Below are 14,529 nucleotides of genomic sequence, written 5' to 3'. Positions count from 1 at the left end.
CTGCGGCTGGAAGGTGGCCTCGCCGGCATCGGGGTCGCTGATCGTGAGGGTGCCGGCGGCGCTGAGGACGGAGTCCTCCTGGACGCTGGCGCGGGCGCTGCTCAATTGAGCCGGGGTGTTGGCCGGCTCGTCCTTGCCGAAGACGTCGATCGTGACGGTGGTGGCGGTGCCGTCGGCGCTGTAGACGGTGAAAGTCTCGGTCTGCGGCGGGCCGTCCTTCAAGGCCTGGACGGCGGGGCTGGCGTTGTCGAGGGTGTAGGACCAGGCGCCGGTGGCGTCGATCGAGAAGTGGCCGTAGCTGCCCGCGATGTGGGTCTGCGGCTGGAAGGTGGCCTCGCCGGCATCGGGGTCGCTGATCGTGAGGGTGCCGGCGGCGCTGAGGACGGAGTCCTCCTGGACGCTGGCGCGGGCGCTGCTCAATTGAGCCGGGGTGTTGGCCGGCGTGACGGCGACGCTGGCGGCGGCGGAGCTTGTGCCGCCCTTGCCGTCGCTGATCGTGTAGGTGATCTGGGCGGTGCCGCCGAAGTTGTCGGCCGGGGTGAAGGTCAGCGTGCCGTCGGCGTTAACGAAAACGCGGCCCTGGGCCGGATCGACGCTGGCGTCGGTGACGGTGAGCGGGTCGCCGTCCGGGTCGCTGTCGTTGTCGAGGACGTTGACGCGGACGGCCTGGCCGGCCAGCGTGCTGGCGCCCGTGTCGTCACTGGCGACGGGGGGCCGGTTGGCGGGGAGGGGCGTTGTTGTCGGCAGTGCGGTGGCGCCGCTCACTGGACGGAAGTCGATGCCGTCGGTGCTGGAGCTGTACTCGAACGCCAGTGGGGTGACGTCTTCGAGGATGCGGACGAGGCGGACGAAGTCGTGGGTCTGGTCGCCGTTGGCGCCGGCGGTGAGGCCCGCGGCGGGCTCTTCGAGGTCGGCGAAGGGGTCGCGGCCGGCGTTGAGGGCCTGGATGACCCGGTCGGCGTCGGCGCCGAGGCTGGAGACGATGTACTCGCTGGGGTCGGGGGTGGCGGTGGCGAACAGTTCGTCGTTGAGGAGCACCTGCCGGTCCGCCCCGATGCTGAGCCTGGCGCCGCTGGGAAGCTGCAGCTCGACGACGGCGCCGGCGGCGGTGACGATCTCCTGGCCTTCCACGACCGCGTCGCCGGGCTTGATGGCGATGAGCTTGCCCTGACGATCACGCATGTAGGCTTCGCCCTGGACAAAGGCGACGGTGCCCTGGGTGGCGGGGTTGATGGTGGCGTTGGGGGTGGGCGTCGGGCTGGCCATGCTGGGCTCCGTAGGGTTTTGCTGTTGGGGCGGAATCTACGGGCAGACGCCAGGGGGGGATATTGTCCACGAGGACAGGTCGCGTGACCCACGCCACGCTGCCTGCGCAAAATGGGTCAGCGGACGCCGTGCACCCGCAGCGCGAGCTGGAGGCGGTCGGCCACCTGCAGCTTGTCGAAGACGGCCTTGAGGTGGGCCTTGACGGTGCGCTCGGTGATGCCGAGGGTGGCGGCGATGGTGGGGTTGCTGTCGCCGACGGCGGCGAGTTGGGCGACCTCGCGCTCGCGCTCGGTGAGCGGGGCGCTCCAGTCGTCGGCGGGCAGGCGCGGCAGGCGGGTGTTCACCAGCCGTAGCAGGCGCGAGAGCAGGGCGCGGCCCACCCACAGTTCGCCACTGGCGACCACCTCCAGCGCCTGTCCGAGGCTGGCGCCGGGCGCGTGGGTGTGGCAGTAGCCGCTGGCGCCGGCGTTGAGCACGGCGAGGCCCTCGTCGTCGTTCGGCCGGGAGGAGGCGGCGAGGATGGCGAGGCCGGCGGCGTTGCGTTGCCAGGCGGGCTGCTGCCAGATGGGCGTCTCGGCGGACGGCAGGGCGAGGTCGGCGAGCACGAGCCGGTGGCCGGCTGCGCGCCAGCTGTCGAGAGCGTCGATGCGGCGGGCGCGGACGGGTGCGTGGCCCAGGGCCTGCCAGTGCGCGGCCAGCCGGTCGTCGTCGGTGAGGATCAGCAGCGGTTCTGCGGTGTTCATGGGGAGCGGGGGCGTCAGCGCTCGGTCAGGGCGTTGGCCTTGGCGCGCAGCACCGGCTTCATCAGGTAGCTGAGCAGGGAGCGCTTGCCGGTGAGGATGTCCACCTCGGCCACCATGCCCGGGATGATGGGCATGCGGGCCTCGCCGATGGTGCTCTGGGTGGTGCGCACCCGCACGATGTAGAAGGCGTTGCCCTTGTCGTCGGTGATGGTGTCTGCGCCGATGTGTTCGAGGGTGGCATCGAGGCCGCCGTAGATCGAGAAGTCGTAGGCGGTGAACTTGACGCGGGCCGGCTGGCCGGGGCGCAGGAAGGCGATGTCCTTGGGCTGCACGCGGGCTTCGAGGAGCAGCGCGTCGTCGCCGGGGACGATCTCGATGATCTCCTTGCCCGGCTGCACCACCCCGCCCACGGTGTTGGCGAACAGCTGCTTGACGGTGCCGTTCATGGGGGCGCGGATCTCGGCCTGCTTGACCCGGTCTGCGAGGCCCTCGCTGCCCGCCGAGAGGGCGGCCAGCTTGGCGTTGGTCTCGGAGAGTTCGGCGCGGGCCTGGTTGCGCAGGGTGAGTTCGACCTCCTCGATCTTGCGCTGGGCCTCCGAGATGGCGGCCTGGATGCGCGGGATCTGGGCGCCGGCGGCGTCGCGCTCGCCCCGGTAGCGGGCCACGTCGCGCTCGAGGCGCAGCAGCTCGACCTCGGAGACGGCGCCGGTCTTGGCGAGGGGGCGGGTGACGTCGAGCTCGCGGGCGGTGAGGTTGTAGCTCTGGGTGGCCTGCTCGCGGCGGGCGGTGACTTCGTTGAGCTCCTGGCGACGCTGGGACAGCTGCTGGCGGGCCACGCCGACGGCGGCGTCGAGCTCCATGCGCTTGGTTTCATAGGCGCGGCGCTCCTGCTCGACGAGGTCGGGGGCGCTCTTGACGAGTTCGGGCGGCGCCACGAAGGGCTTCTCGTTGGCGAGGGCGGTGAGGCGGGCCGAGCGGGCCAGCAGGGCTTCGTACTGGGCGCGGTTCTCGCGGAGCGACGAGACGAAGCGGGTCGGGTCGATCTTGAGCAGCAGCTGGCCGGCCTTCACCTGCTCGCCCTCGCGGACGAGGATCTCGGAGACGATGCCGCCGTCGAGGCTCTGCATCACCTGCACCTGGCGGGACGGGATGACCTTGCCCTCGCCGCGGGTGACTTCGTCGAGGGGTGCAAAGGCGGCCCACACGATCAGGGCCAGCACCGCCGCGCAGGTGAGCAGCACGACGATGCGGCTGCCGCGCAGCTTCTGTTCGGCCATGGCCCATTCGGCGTCGGCGAGGTAGTCGGCGTCGTCGTGGAGATCGCGCTCCCCGACGCCGTCGAGGAGGCGGTCGAAGCCGCGGGAGGCGCGCTGGTAGAGGGCGTCGCAGGCAGGGCGGAGGAAGGAGGGGATGAGTTTCATGGCTTACCCCGCGCGACCGATGCGGCCCTGCTGGAGGGCCTCGACCACCTGGGCCTTGGGGCCGTCGGCGACGATCTGCCCCTGGTCGAGGACGATCAGCCGGTCCACGAGGTCGAGCAGGGAAGTGCGGTGGGTGACGAGGAGGATCGTCTTGTGCCGGGCAAAGCCGCGCAGCCGCTGCTTGAGGCCCTCCTCGCTCTGGTGGTCCATGCTGCTGGAGGGCTCGTCGAGGAGCAGGACGGGCGGGTCGTTGAGCACTGCGCGGGCGATCGCCACGGCCTGGCGCTGGCCGCCGGAGAGGGATTCGCCGCGCTCGCCGACGGGCATCTCGAAGCCCTGCGGGTGGGCGTTGGCGAACTCGTGCACGCCGGCCAGCTCGGCGGCGGCGAGGATCGCGCTGTCGTCGGCGAAGGGCGCACCCATCGCGATGTTGTGCTTGAGGCTGCCGTAGAAGAGGTTGACGTCCTGGGGCACGAAGCCGATGGCGCGGCGCAGCTCGGCCGGGTCGATCTGGCGGGCGTCGATACCGTCGATCAGCACCGCGCCCTCGGTGGGCGGGTAGAGGCCGAGCACGAGCTTCTCGATGGTGGTCTTGCCCGAACCGATGCGCCCGATGATGCCCACCTTCTCGCCCGCCTTGAGGCGGAAGCTGACCTTCCGGAGCACGGCCTGGTCGCGGCCGGGGTAGCGGAAGCCGACGTCCTTGAACTCGATGTCGCCCTTGACGGTGGGGCGATGCACGAAGCTGGCGCCTTCGGGGCGCTCCACCGGCAGCGCCATGTGGTTGTCCACCGTGGCCAGCGAGGTGCGGGCGTTCTGGTACTGCATCATCAGTCCGGCCACCTGGCCCAGGGGCGCCATCGCGCGGCCGGACAGCATCGAGGCGGCGATGATGCCGCCCATGCTCATGTTGTTGTTGGCGAGCTCGTACACGCCGACGATGATCACCGCCACATTGACCAGCTGCTGCATGAGCTGGGCAAAATTGACGGTGCCGGCCGACAGCAGCTTGAGGTGCCCGCCGACCTGGGCGATGAACAGGGTCGCGCGCTCCCACTGGCGCTGCATCTGGCCCTCGGCGCCGGTGGTCTTGACGGTCTCGAGGCCGACCAGGCTCTCGATGAGGGTGGCGTTGCGCTGGGCGCTGGCCCGGTAGGTGGTCTCGGTGAGTTCGTGCATCTTGCCCTGGGTGAGCAGGGTCACGCCGAGCACCAGCAGGATGCCCACCACCGGCGGCAGCAGCAGCCAGGGCGAGATCCACAGCATCACCAGCAGGAACAGCAGCACGAAGGGCAGGTCGATGAGGGTGGTGACGGTGGCCGAGGCGATGAAGTCGCGCACGCCCTCGAAGGCGCGCAGGTTGGCGGCGAAGGCGCCCACCGAGGCCGGGCGGGCGTCCATGCGCAGGCCGAGCACCTTTTCCATGATGCGCGCCGACAGCTGCACGTCGATGCGCTTGCCGGCGCTGTCGACGATGTAGGCGCGCAGGGTGCGCAGCACGAAGTCGAAGCCGAGCACCAGCACCGCGCCGAGGGCCAGCACCCACAGGGTGTCGAGGGCGTGATTGGGCACCACGCGGTCGTACACCGACATCGAGAACATCGGGATCGCCAGCGCGAAGAGGTTGATCACCAGGGCGGCCAGCAGGGTGTCGCGGTAGAGGCGCCAGTTTTCGACGACGGTGCCCCAGAACCAGTGGCTGGCCCGCGGCGGACGCACCTGCGGGGCCCGGGCCTCGAAGCGGAAGCGCGGGCGCACGAAGCACACCAGCCCGGTGTAGAGGGCGGCCAGCTCGTCGGCGCCGAGCTCGTGGGCCGACTCGCCGGCTTCGGGGAAGCGCACCCGGGCGCCGCCGCCGGGGAGGTGTTCGAGCAGCACGCAGGCCTGGCGGTCGTGGAGCAGCAGGATCGCCGGCAGCAGCGCCGGGCCGATGTCGGCCAGCGGCTTGCGCACGATGCGTGCGGTAAGCCCTGCGCGGGCGGCGGCCCGGGGCAGCAGGGAGGGGGTGAGACGGTTGTCCACCAGCGGCAGGCCGGCGGCGAGGGCTTCGGGGCTGAAGGGCTTGCCGTGGAGGCGGGTCATCACGACCAGCGCATCGAGGAGGGGGTCGGCGTGGGTGGCGGTTTCGGCCGGTCGCCAGTGCGGATCCGGGGCTGCGGTGGCAGCGCGGTGCGGGTCGGGAGGGGCGGAGGCGGCGGCTTCAGTCATCGGAAGAGTCGGGGGGACGCGTTTCCCGGCCGGCAGGGCTGCCGGCCGGGGCGCTCGCGGCAGTGGTCGCGCACATGCGCATTTTAGGCGTATCGGATGACGCCGGGCGAGACTTGCGCCACGGGGCGCCGGGTGGCGCGCGTCAGATCACGTCGTCGGAGCCCAGCAGGTCGAGCCCTTCCCGCAGCCGGGCCCGGGCGCCCTTGCGGGTGAGCAGCTTGCGCTGGGCATCGAGCGGGAGGTCGGTGAGACGCAGCAGGCCGCGGTCGATCAGCACATCGACCACGTCCTCGATGACGCGGATCAGGTCGGCGTCGAGGTGGGCAAAGCCGTCGGCGCCGGCCAGGGCCGCGAGGTCGGGATGGCCGGCGGGCAGCTGCTCGTCGTGGCCCGGCCCGGGCTCGGCGAAGATGGCCACGACCTGGCCGGTGGTGTCACGTTGAACGTAGGGCATGGGATGCTCCGGGCCTCGGGTGGGGGAATCGACGGGGCCCGGAGAGCGTGCTCAGGCGGTGGCCTGGAGCTCTTTGGGCAGCGGGAAGGTGACCCGTTCCGGCACGCCTTCCAGCTGGCGGACCGAGCCGGCGCCGAGTTCCTTGAGCCGCGCGATGACCGACTCGACCAGCACTTCGGGGGCCGAGGCGCCGGCGGTGACGCCGATGCGCCGGCGGCCGGCGACCCAGGCCGGGTCGATCGCGTCGGCGTTGTCGACCAGGTAGGCCGGCACCTTGAGCAGCTCGGCGACCTCGCGCAGGCGGTTGGAGTTGGAGCTGTTGGTGGAGCCGACCACCAGCACCAGGTCGGACTGGGGGGCCATGAACTTCACGGCGTCCTGGCGGTTCTGGGTGGCGTAGCAGATGTCGTCCTTCTTGGGGCCGACGATGTTGGGGAAGCGTTCGCGCAGGGCCGCGACGATGGCGCCGGCGTCGTCCACCGACAGGGTGGTCTGGGTGACGTAGGCGAGCATGTCGGGGTTGGCGACCGTGAGGCCGGCCACGTCGGCGACGTTCTCGACGAGGTAGATGCCGTCCTTGACCTGGCCCATCGTGCCCTCGACCTCCGGGTGGCCCTTGTGGCCGATCATGATGAGCTCGCGGCCCTGCTCGCGCATGCGGGCGACTTCGAGGTGCACCTTGGTGACCAGCGGGCAGGTGGCGTCGAAGACGCGCAGGCCGCGGGCCTCGGCCTCGGTACGCACCGACTGGGGCACGCCGTGGGCGCTGAAGATCACGGTGTTGCCGGCGGGCACGTCGGCGAGGTCTTCGATGAAGACCGCGCCCTTGGCGCGCAGGCCGTCGACGACGAAGCGGTTGTGCACGACCTCGTGGCGGACGTAGATCGGGGCGCCGTACAGGGCGATTGCCCGTTCGACGATCTCGATGGCCCGTTCGACGCCGGCGCAGAAGCCGCGGGGGGTGGCGAGCAAGACTTCCATGGTGGCCTCGGGGTTCAGTTGATGCCGATCACTTCGACTTCGAAGCGGATGGACTTGCCGGCCAGCGGGTGGTTGAAGTCGATCACCGCGTGGGTGTCGAGCACCTCGCGGATCAGGCCCGGGTAGCGGGTGCCGTCGGGGGCGGTGAATTCCATGATGACCATCGGTTCGACCTCGGCGCCGTCGGGGAAGTCTTCGAGGCGGACCTTCTCGACCAGGTCTTCGCGGTGGGCGCCGAAGGCGTTCTCGGGCTCGAGCAGGAAGGTGTGGCGCTCGCCGACGGTGACGCCGGCCAGGCAGCGCTCGAGGGTCGGGGCGATGTCGCCGCGGCCCAGCTGCATGGTGGCCGGGGTGGATTCGAAGGTGCTGATGAGGGGCTGGCCGTTCTCGAGGGAGATGCGGTAGTGCAGGGTCAGCAGGCTGTCGGGCTGGACGATCTGGGTCATGAGAGTTTCTCTTGGGCTTGGAGGTGGCGATGTTCGCGGAACTGGGCGAGGAGCATCAGCCCAACCCCCACGCAGATGGCGGAGTCCGCCACGTTGAAGGCCGGCCAGCCGTAGCGGCCGATGTGGAAATACAGGAAGTCGACCACCGCGCCGAAGACGAAGCGGTCGATGACGTTGCCGATCGCGCCGCCGATGATCAACGAGAAGGCTAGCGGCTGCAGGAACTCGTGCTGGTGCCGCGCCAGCAGGCGCAGCAGCCAGCCGCAGATCACCGCCGCCAGGGCCACGAAGAACCAGCGCTGCCAGCCGGCCTGGTCGGCCAGGAAGCTGAAGGCCGCGCCGGGGTTGAAGGCCAGCACCAGGTCGAACCAGTCGGTGATGCGGATCACCTCGCCGGTGCGCAGGGCGCCGCGGATGAGGTGCTTGGTCCATTGGTCGATCAGCACGACGATGGCCGCGAGGCCGATCCAGTTGCCGAGGCGTAGTTTCAAGGGCGGGCTCCTGCGCGTGGGGGCGGGGTCAGGCGACGCTGCGGGCTTCGCCGGCGCCGTGCAGGTTTGACGTGCAGCGGCCGCAAAGTTCCGGGTGGGCCGCGTCGTGGCCGACGTCGTCGCGGTAGTGCCAGCAGCGCTCGCACTTCTTGTGGGACGACGGGGTGACCGTGATGCCGGCTTCGGCGTCGGAGGCGACCCGGACGACGGTGGCCTTCGAGCAGATCAGCACGAAGCGCAGGTCGTCGCCGAGGCTGGCGAGCAACTCGAAGTTGTCGCCGGCGGCGCGGATCTCGACCTCGGCCTGCAGCGACGAGCCGACCTGGCCGGCGGCGCGGACGGCTTCGATCTCCTTCTGCACCTCGGCGCGGAGCGCGCGGATGGCCGTCCAGCGGGCCAGCAGGCCCTCTTCGCCCTCCTGCTCGGGCAGGGCGTGGAAGAGGTGCAGCATCACGCTGTCTTCCGGGTCCTTGCCGAGGAGCTGCCAGATCTCTTCGGCGGTGAAGGAGAGGATCGGGGCCATCAGGCGTACGACGGACTGCAGGATGTGCCACAGGGCGCTCTGGGCCGAGCGGCGCGCCGGCGAGTTGGCGGCGGTGGTGTAGAGGCGGTCCTTGAGTACGTCGAGGTAGACGGCGCCGAGGTCTTCGGCGGCGAAGTTCTGCAGCGCCTGGACGACGCGGTGGAACTCGAAGCGTGCGTAGTCGGCCTCGGCCTGGGCCTGCAGCTTGTGCGTGAGGGCCAGCGCGTAGCGGTCGATCTCGAGCCACTCGGCGACCGGCAGCATGTCGGTGGCCGGGTTGAAGTCGGCGGTGTTGGCGAGCAGGAAGCGCAGGGTGTTGCGCAGGCGGCGGTAGACCTCGACGACGCGGTCGAGGATCTCTTTCGAGATCGACAGCTCGCCGGAGTAGTCGGTGGAGGCTACCCACAGGCGCAGGATCTCGGCGCCCAGCTTGCCGGTGACTTCCTGCGGCACGACCACGTTGCCGAGGGACTTGCTCATCTTGCGGCCGGCGCCGTCCACGGCGAAGCCGTGGGTCAGCAGCGCCTTGTAGGGCGGGTGTCCGTCGATGGCGCAGCCGGTGAGCAGCGAGGAGTGGAACCAGCCGCGGTGCTGGTCGGAGCCTTCGAGGTACAGGTCGGCGCGCGGGCCGCTGGCGTGACCGTCGTTGTGGGAGCCGCGCAGCACGTGCCAGTGGGTGGTGCCCGAGTCGAACCACACGTCGAGGGTGTCGCTGATCTTTTCGTAGTCGGCGGCCTCGGCGCCCAGCAGCTCGGCCGGGTCGAGCTTGAACCAGGCCTCGATGCCTTCGAGTTCGATGCGCTGGGCGACTTCTTCCATCAGCTCCACGGTGCGGGGGTGCAGCTCGCCGGTCTCGCGGTGCAGGAAGAAGGGGATCGGCACACCCCAGTTGCGCTGGCGCGAGATGCACCAGTCGGGCCGGTTGGCGATCATCGCGTGCAGCCGCGCCTGGCCCCAGGCGGGGAAGAAGCGGGTGGACTCGACGCCCTGCAGCGCGAGCTCGCGCAGGCTGGGGCCGCCGTTGGGCTTGAGGTCCATGCCGACGAACCACTGGGCGGTGGCGCGGTAGATCAGCGGCGTCTTGTGGCGCCAGCAGTGCATGTAGCTGTGGATGAGCTTCTCGTGGGAGAACAGCGCACCGACTTCCTGCAGCTTTTCAACGATGACCGGGTTGGCCTTCCAGATGTGCAGGCCGCCGAAGAAGGGCAGCGACTCGGCATACACGCCGTTGCTCTGCACGGGGCTGAGGATGTCGTCGTTGGTGAAGCCGTTGGCCTTGCAGCTGTTGAAGTCGTCGACGCCGTAGGCCGGGGCCGAGTGGACGATGCCGGTGCCGGCGTCGAGGCCCACGTAGTCGGCCACGAAGACGGGCGACTGGCGGTCGTAGAAGGGGTGCTGGAAGCGGATCTTGTCGAGTTTGGCTCCATTCGCCCGGGCGACGATGCTGCCCTCGAGGCCGAAGCGCTTGAGGCTGGCTTCGGTGAGCTCGACCATCAGCACCAGCAGGCCGCGGGGGGTGTCGACCAGCGCGTATTCGTGCTCGGGGTGGACGTTGAGGGCCTGGTTGGCGGGGATGGTCCACGGGGTGGTGGTCCAGATGACGGCGAAGGCGTCCTTGCCGGCGGGGAGCTGATTGAGGCCGAAGGCGGCGGCGAGCTTGTCGGTGTCGATGCACTTGAAGCCGACGTCGATGGCCGGGCTCTGCTTGTCCTGGTATTCGACTTCAGCTTCGGCGAGGGCCGAGCCGCAGTCGAAGCACCAGTTGACGGGCTTCAAGCCCTTGAAGACCCAACCACGCTTGACCATCTCGGCCAGCGCGCGCACTTCGCCGGCTTCGTTGCCGAAGTCGAGGGTGCGGTATGGGTTGTCCCAGTCGCCCAGCACGCCGAGGCGGATGAAGTCCTTCTTCTGTTCGGCGATCTGCTCGTGGGCGTAGGCGCGGCACAGCTCACGCACCTTGTCGGCGGGCAGGCCCTTGCCGTGGGTGACCTCGACCTTGTGCTCGATGGGCAGGCCGTGGCAGTCCCAGCCGGGCACGTAGGGGGCGTCGAAGCCGGCCATCGTGCGGGAGCGGACGATGATGTCCTTGAGGATCTTGTTGAGGGCGTGGCCGATGTGGATGCTGCCGTTGGCGTACGGGGGGCCGTCGTGCAGGACGAACTTGGGGCGGCCCTTGGAAACCTGGCGGATCTTTTCGTAGAGCTTCTTCTGCTGCCACTCGGCGATCCAGTTGGGCTCGCGCTTGGCGAGGTCGCCGCGCATCGGGAAGGGCGTGTCGGGCAGGTTCAGGGTCTTGCGGGTGTCGGACATGGTCTGTGCTGCCTGTGAATTCAGAGGGGATTCTGGGCGAAATAGGCGCGCGCCTGGTCGGCGTCGCGGGCGATCTGGGCGGTGAGGTCGGCCAGGTTGTCGTAGCGTTCCTCGTCGCGCTGCTTGACGAGGAAGTTCACCCGCAGGTGGGCGTCGTAGCAGTCGCCGGCCCAGTCGAAGAGATGTACCTCGAGGCTGGGGCGGCCGGCGTCGTTGATGGTGGGGCGCACGCCGACGCTGGCCACGCCGGGCCAGGGCTTGTCGGCGAGGCCGTCGACGCTCACGGTGTAGATGCCCATCAGCGGCGGGCTGCGGTGCTTGAGCTGGATGTTGGCGGTGGGGAAGCCGATGGTGCGGCCGATCTTGTCGCCGTGCATCACGCGCCCGCTGATGCTGTAGGGGCGGCCCAGCAGGCGCGCCGCGTGGGGCATGTCGCCTTCGAGGAGGGCCGCGCGGACGGCCGAGCTGGAGACCCGCTCGCCCTCATGGACCAGGGTGTGCATTGCCTCGACGGTGAAGCCCGCTTGCTGGCCGGCGGCGTTGAGCATCGTGAAGTTGCCGACGCGGCCCTTGCCGAAACAGAAGTCGTCGCCGATCAGCAGGTGACGCACGCCGAGGCCGTGGATCAGCACGTCTTCGATGAACTGCTCGGCGGTGAGGGCCGCGAAGCGCGTGTTGAAACGGGCGATGTACAGGCGGTCGACCCCCCGGCTGGCGAGCAGCTGGATCTTTTCGCGCAGGGAGGTGAGGCGCCGCGGCCGGTTGTCGTGGGCGAAGAACTCCCGCGGGTGGGGCTCGAAGGTGAGCACCGCGGAGGGCAGCCCGGTTGCATGGGCCTTGTCGGTGAGCTTCGCCAGCAGGGCTTGATGGCCGCGATGCACGCCATCGAAATTGCCGATGGTCAGCACGCAGCCGTGCTCGGCGCGCTCGGGAATGCCACGGAAAACCTGCATGGGGCGAAATCGGGGAAAAGCGCGGATTATAGCGTGGCGTGGGTGGGGAGTTGGAAATGGGAAGCAGGGAGTGCGGAGCGAGCCCGTGCCCGAGACCCGCGCGTGATCCCGATCGTCAGCGCAAATGGGCTAACGCCGGCCCGCTTTTCACTTTCTGCCACCCATTCCCTGTTTAGCCTCCCGCCCGCTCCCGGTGGAAGCGCGCGACGTAGTCGCCGAGGGTGCCGCTGGCGATGGCGTCGCGCAGCTCGCGCATCAGCTGCTGGTAGTAGTGCAGGTTGTGGATGGTGGCGAGGCGGGCGCCGAGGATCTCGTTGAGGCGGTTGAGGTGGTGCAGGTAGCCCCGCGAGAAGTTGCGGCAGGTGTAGCAGTCGCAGGACTCGTCGATCGGGCGGGTGTCTTTTTTATGAACCGCGTTGCGGATCTTGACGTCGCCGTGGCGGGTGAACAGCCAGCCGTTGCGCGCGTTGCGGGTGGGCATCACGCAGTCGAACATGTCGATGCCGGCCTGCACCGAGAAGACCAGGTCTTCGGGGGTGCCGACGCCCATCAGGTAGCGCGGCTTGTCGACGGGCAGGCGCGGGGCGGTGTGGTGCAGGATGCGCTGCATGTCTTCCTTGGGCTCGCCCACCGACAGGCCGCCGATCGCGTAGCCATGGAAGCCGATGTCGGTGAGCCCGGCCAGGGATTCGTCGCGCAGGTTTTCGTACATGCCGCCCTGCACGATGCCGAACAGGGCGTTGTTGTTTTCGAGGCGGTCGAATTCGTCGCGGGAGCGCCGGGCCCAGCGCAGGGACAGGCGCATCGAGTCGGCGGCCTCGGGCACGCTCGCCGGGTAGGGCGTGCACTCGTCGAAGATCATCACCACGTCGGAATTGAGCACCTTCTGGATGCGCATCGACTCTTCCGGGGTCAGGAACAGCTTGTCGCCGTTGACCGGGGAGCTGAAGCGCACGCCCTCTTCGGTGATCTTGCGCAGCGCGCCCAGGGAGAACACCTGGAAACCGCCGGAGTCGGTGAGGATCGGGCCGTCCCAGGCCATGAACTGGTGCAGGCCGCCGAAGGCTTCGATGACCTCCAGCCCCGGCCGCAGCCACAGGTGGAAGGTGTTGCCCAGGCAGATCTGGGCGCCGATGTCGCGCAGGTCCTGGGGCGAGATGCCCTTCACCGAGCCGTAGGTGCCCACCGGCATGAAGGCCGGCGTGTCGACGGTGCCGTGGTTGAGGGTCAGGCGGCCGCGGCGGGCGGCGCCGTCGGTGGCGAGGAGTTCGTATTTCATGCGGGATTCCGGGTCAGGAACATGGCGTCGCCGTAGCTGAAGAAGCGATACCTGGCAGCGACGGCGTGGGCGTAGGCGCCGCGGATGACGTCCACCCCGGCCAGGGCGGAGACGAGCATCAGCAGGGTGGATTTGGGCAGGTGGAAGTTGGTGATGAGGGCGTCGGCCACCCGGAACCGGTAGCCGGGCAGGATGAAGAGGTCGCTCTCCGCCTCGCCGGCCTCGAGCTCGCCGCCGCGGGCGGCGGATTCGAGGGCGCGCATGCTGGTGGTGCCCACGCACACGACCCGCCTGCCGGCGGCCTTGGTGGCGGCGATGGCGTCCACGGTGGCCTGGGGTACGAAGTAGGCCTCGGTGTGCATCTTGTGTTCGGAAAGGTCGTGCACGCGCACCGGCTGGAAGGTGCCGGCGCCCACGTTGAGGGTGATGTAGGCGCTGTTCACGCCGTGTTCGGCGAGGCGGGCCAGCAGGGCTTCGTCGAAGTGCAGGCCGGCGGTGGGTGCTGCGACCGAGCCCGGGTTGCGCGCGAAGACGGTCTGGTAGCGGGATTCGTCGGTGTCGCCGGCGGCCCGTTCGATGTAGGGCGGCAGGGGCAGGCGCCCGTGGCGCTCGAGCAGCGCGATGAGGTCTTCGCCCTCGGGGAAACGCAGGTGGAAGAACTCGCCGGCGCGGCCGATCACCTCCACGTCGAGGGCGTCCTCGAGACGCAGCCAGGTGCCGGGCTTGGGCGACTTGCTGGCGCGGATCTGGGCCAGCGCCTCGTGGGGGCCGAGGGGGCGCTCGATCATCACCTCGACCTGACCGCCGCTGGCCTTGGCGCCGAACAGGCGGGCGTGGATCACCCGGGTGTCGTTGAAGACCAGCAGGTCGCCCGGCGCGAGCAGGCGGGGCAGGTCGGAGAACTGCAGGTCGGCAAGTTGCGGCGAAACCTGCAGCAGCCGGCTGTCGGTGCGGCGGGCCAACGGCGCCTGGGCGATCAGTTCGGGCGGAAGCAGGTAGTCGAAATCGTCGAGGGTCCAGGCCATGAGTTGATGCAGAGAGAGGATTCGTAGATAATGCAATGCTTCTCGTGCCGGGATGGCGGAATCGGTAGACGCAGCGGATTCAAAATCCGCCGCCGCAAGGTGTAAGGGTTCGAGTCCCTTTCCCGGCACCAGAAAACCCACGATTATATCCAAAACCTGGCCTCTCCCGCAGCCCTCTTGCTAATTCGCGCAAGGGCCTGCGTTCTGGGTTCAAAGGTTTCCGCGTCTTGTCCAGCCCGCGTTTCTGCGGATGTCCGCAAGTCTCCGCACTCTTCCCGGGTTTCTGATTTCCGCCCCCCCGTGGCAATGCTCCCAACTTAACGCCAACCCCCTTGTGAACCTGCGCCGTCCCCGGTAAAATCAATGTCATTAAGTCATTGATAAATAGAGACTATGAACTCAAACACTCGATCCCCAATCGCTGCTGGA

12 protein-coding genes and 1 tRNA gene are annotated in these 14,529 nt (G+C 69.2%); 1 reads left to right on the top strand and 12 read right to left on the bottom strand.

All coding sequences use genetic code 11. The annotated features are described in order from the left end of the window. The 12 genes from ACE3OU_RS18170 to queA all read right to left on the bottom strand — a co-directional run. Window positions 1–1,266 (bottom strand): retention module-containing protein (locus tag ACE3OU_RS18170; RefSeq protein WP_374242969.1); only part of this gene is annotated, 1,266 nt, incomplete at its 3' end. A 116-nt stretch (window positions 1,267–1,382) separates the two neighbouring features. After that, a complete protein-coding gene (locus ACE3OU_RS18165) occupies window positions 1,383–2,009 on the bottom strand; it encodes a LuxR C-terminal-related transcriptional regulator (RefSeq protein ID WP_374242968.1) in 627 nt (208 codons plus the stop codon). Window positions 2,010–2,023: 14 nt separating this feature from the next. After that, window positions 2,024–3,430 (bottom strand): HlyD family type I secretion periplasmic adaptor subunit, encoded by a 1,407-nt coding sequence (locus ACE3OU_RS18160; protein WP_374242967.1) that lies wholly within the window; start codon window positions 3,428–3,430, stop codon window positions 2,024–2,026. A 3-nt stretch (window positions 3,431–3,433) separates the two neighbouring features. Beyond that, entirely contained in the window at window positions 3,434–5,638 is a 2,205-nt protein-coding gene (locus ACE3OU_RS18155) for a type I secretion system permease/ATPase (RefSeq protein WP_374242966.1), read from the bottom strand. A gap of 142 nt (window positions 5,639–5,780) precedes the next feature. Further along, window positions 5,781–6,092, bottom strand: a complete 312-nt coding sequence (locus tag ACE3OU_RS18150) for a hypothetical protein (RefSeq protein WP_374242965.1) — start codon at window positions 6,090–6,092, stop codon at window positions 5,781–5,783. 51 nt (window positions 6,093–6,143) lie between these two features. Next, window positions 6,144–7,073 carry a 4-hydroxy-3-methylbut-2-enyl diphosphate reductase gene (ispH, locus tag ACE3OU_RS18145; protein WP_374242964.1) on the bottom strand — a complete coding sequence of 310 codons (930 nt, stop codon included), beginning with the start codon at window positions 7,071–7,073 and terminating at the stop codon, window positions 6,144–6,146. A 14-nt stretch (window positions 7,074–7,087) separates the two neighbouring features. Next, complete coding sequence (locus tag ACE3OU_RS18140) at window positions 7,088–7,519, bottom strand: peptidylprolyl isomerase (RefSeq protein WP_374242963.1); 432 nt, start codon at window positions 7,517–7,519, stop codon at window positions 7,088–7,090. Further along, window positions 7,516–8,010, bottom strand: coding sequence for a signal peptidase II (lspA, locus tag ACE3OU_RS18135; RefSeq protein WP_374242961.1), 495 nt, complete (start codon window positions 8,008–8,010; stop codon window positions 7,516–7,518). Before lspA ends, ACE3OU_RS18140 begins: the two co-directional genes overlap by 4 nt. A 28-nt stretch (window positions 8,011–8,038) precedes the next feature. After that, window positions 8,039–10,843: an isoleucine--tRNA ligase gene (gene ileS, locus ACE3OU_RS18130; protein ID WP_374242960.1), complete on the bottom strand. Its 2,805-nt coding sequence runs from the start codon at window positions 10,841–10,843 to the stop codon at window positions 8,039–8,041. Window positions 10,844–10,863: 20 nt separating this feature from the next. Then, on the bottom strand, window positions 10,864–11,796 hold the full coding sequence (locus tag ACE3OU_RS18125) for a bifunctional riboflavin kinase/FAD synthetase (protein ID WP_374242959.1): 933 nt from the start codon (window positions 11,794–11,796) through the stop codon (window positions 10,864–10,866). A 172-nt stretch (window positions 11,797–11,968) separates the two neighbouring features. Further along, window positions 11,969–13,075 carry a tRNA guanosine(34) transglycosylase Tgt gene (gene tgt, locus ACE3OU_RS18120; RefSeq protein WP_374242958.1) on the bottom strand — a complete coding sequence of 369 codons (1,107 nt, stop codon included), beginning with the start codon at window positions 13,073–13,075 and terminating at the stop codon, window positions 11,969–11,971. Beyond that, complete coding sequence (gene queA, locus ACE3OU_RS18115; RefSeq protein WP_374242957.1) at window positions 13,072–14,100, bottom strand: tRNA preQ1(34) S-adenosylmethionine ribosyltransferase-isomerase QueA; 1,029 nt, start codon at window positions 14,098–14,100, stop codon at window positions 13,072–13,074. The genes tgt and queA overlap by 4 nt, the downstream gene beginning before the upstream one ends. 46 nt (window positions 14,101–14,146) lie before the next feature. Here queA and ACE3OU_RS18110 point away from each other — a divergent pair. Then, a tRNA-Leu gene (locus ACE3OU_RS18110) sits at window positions 14,147–14,231 on the top strand. Window positions 14,232–14,529 lie beyond the last annotated feature (298 nt).

Origin of the sequence: Zoogloea sp., assembly GCF_041908905.1 — a bacterium.
Classification (GTDB): domain Bacteria; phylum Pseudomonadota; class Gammaproteobacteria; order Burkholderiales; family Rhodocyclaceae; genus Zoogloea.
The sequence above is the reverse complement of the archived record's forward strand: the minus strand, read 5'-3'. Positions and strand labels throughout refer to the sequence as shown.